The organism is Thorsellia kenyensis (genome assembly GCF_042432445.1).
GTDB lineage: Bacteria > Pseudomonadota > Gammaproteobacteria > Enterobacterales > Thorselliaceae > Thorsellia > Thorsellia kenyensis.
The window spans coordinates 1-1,771 of record NZ_JBHLXE010000049.1 but is presented as its reverse complement, the minus strand read 5'-3'; the positions used below and the strand labels follow the sequence as shown (position 1 = coordinate 1,771).

The 1,771-nt window shown below is 39.0% G+C and carries 2 protein-coding genes; one reads left to right on the top strand and one right to left on the bottom strand.

What is annotated here, in order from left to right:
* Positions 1-1,390 (top strand): IS66 family transposase (gene tnpC / locus ACFFIT_RS05125; RefSeq protein ID WP_385876579.1); only part of this gene is annotated, 1,390 nt, incomplete at its 5' end.
* Positions 1,391-1,459: 69 nt separating this feature from the next.
* On the opposite strand, the gene ACFFIT_RS05120 is transcribed toward tnpC, so the two are convergent.
* On the bottom strand, positions 1,460-1,621 hold the full coding sequence (locus tag ACFFIT_RS05120) for a hypothetical protein (protein WP_385876578.1): 162 nt from the start codon (positions 1,619-1,621) through the stop codon (positions 1,460-1,462).
* Positions 1,622-1,771 lie beyond the last annotated feature (150 nt).

The window sequence follows — 1,771 nt, the reverse complement described above, 5'->3', positions numbered from 1 at the left end:
CAATCTATTTACAGAAGAAGAGTTTTCTGAACTCGCTTCTTTTATTGAAAGTACTCACTCATGTGATTCTACTGAAGCACCCTCAGACGCCTCCGAGGGTGCGACTGAAAAAGCTGAGTCGAGTACTCCCCCAAAAAAATCACGTGGTCGTAAAGTCATCAATCTCGATTTACCAAGGGAAGAACGTATTATTGATTTAGAGGATAAAACCTGTAAAACATGCTCTAGTGAAATGACGGCTATCGGTGAAGCAATTTCTGAAAAAGTTGATTTTATTCCTGCTAAAATTATTGTCATTCGTACTAAGCGCATTAAGTACACCTGCACTTGCTGTCAAACTTTAGTCGCAGCGCCTATGCCTGCAGAAATCATTGATAAAGGCATTCCAACTGATAATCTGCTTGCTGAGATTGTTGCTAAAAAATTCATTTACCACTTGCCCCTTTATAGGCAGCAACAGTTGTTTAAAACTATGGGAGTAGACTTCTCACTCAGTACCTTATCAGATTGGGTAGCTGCAGTGGGAAATGCACTTGCACCTCTCGCTGAAAGACTCAAGACATTACTCCTTGAGCAAGAAGTCATTCATGCCGACGAAACTCGCCTCAATATCTTAGATAATCGGCGAGGGAGCTCTATTATTCATGGCTACATCTGGGCTTATGCTTCTAGCATACATTCTAATGTGCCCATCATCTACTATGATTGCACTGACAGTCGTGAGGGTAAACACGCCCAAAATATATTAAAAACCTTCAAGGGTAAACTTGTGGTGGACGATTACTCTGGCTATAAAGCCCTGTTTGATAAATATGAATCGATTATTGAAGCAGGTTGCTTTACCCATGTCCGCCGTAAGTTTGCTGAGATAGTTAAAGTCGCACCGCATCCATTAGCCCAATATTTTATCAATGAAAGTGCTAAACTCTATCAGATTGAGAATAAACTGAAGCATGTGACACCAGAACAAAGGAAGTATGTGCGTAAGAAATTTGCTAAACCGATTCTTAAAAAGTTAAGAAAATGGTTAATAAAGACCTTATCCAAGACATTACCGAATACACTCTTTGCCAGAGCATTAAATCATGCCATTAATCGCTGGAAATCTTTAGAAATCTACCTAAACGATGGCAATGTCCCTATCGATAATAATCATATAGAAAGAAACATCAGACCTATTGCTTTAGGTAGAAAAAATTGGCTATTCGCAGGTTCATTTGCAGCTTCGCAGCTGATGACAAATATCATGAGCCTACTTGCCACTGCAAGAGCAAATGGCATCGATCCAGAGCAATGGTTGCGAGAAACCTTAGTGGTGTTGCCAACTTGGAAATATAACGAGCTAGACAAACTCTTACCAATCAAATCAATTCAAAAAACTGAGTGTTAAAAAACTCAACCTCGATAACGCCTATTATACTTGACAAAAATTAGTAATCTAGATGTCTTCCTCGTATGCTTACATAGATTTAGCAGATAAGGCCTTTTTTACGTAATAAGACCAACATCTAAAGGAGTTAAAATTGATATTATGCAAAGTTGCATAATCCGCCATTTTAAGCCCAGAGGCTGCGCGTGCTTCTAAATGCGCGATTTTTTCTTGTATTGTGTATTTTCTCATAAAGCATAATCCTCGATTGGTTGAAACTATGCTTATTTTAGTGAATTTATAGGCTTACTCTAGATGCGTTCCTCGGATGCTTACACTTTAATTGATGTTCAAAAATGCCTTTCATTCGGCACCACTGACTGAGCTCCTCGCCAGTTAAAG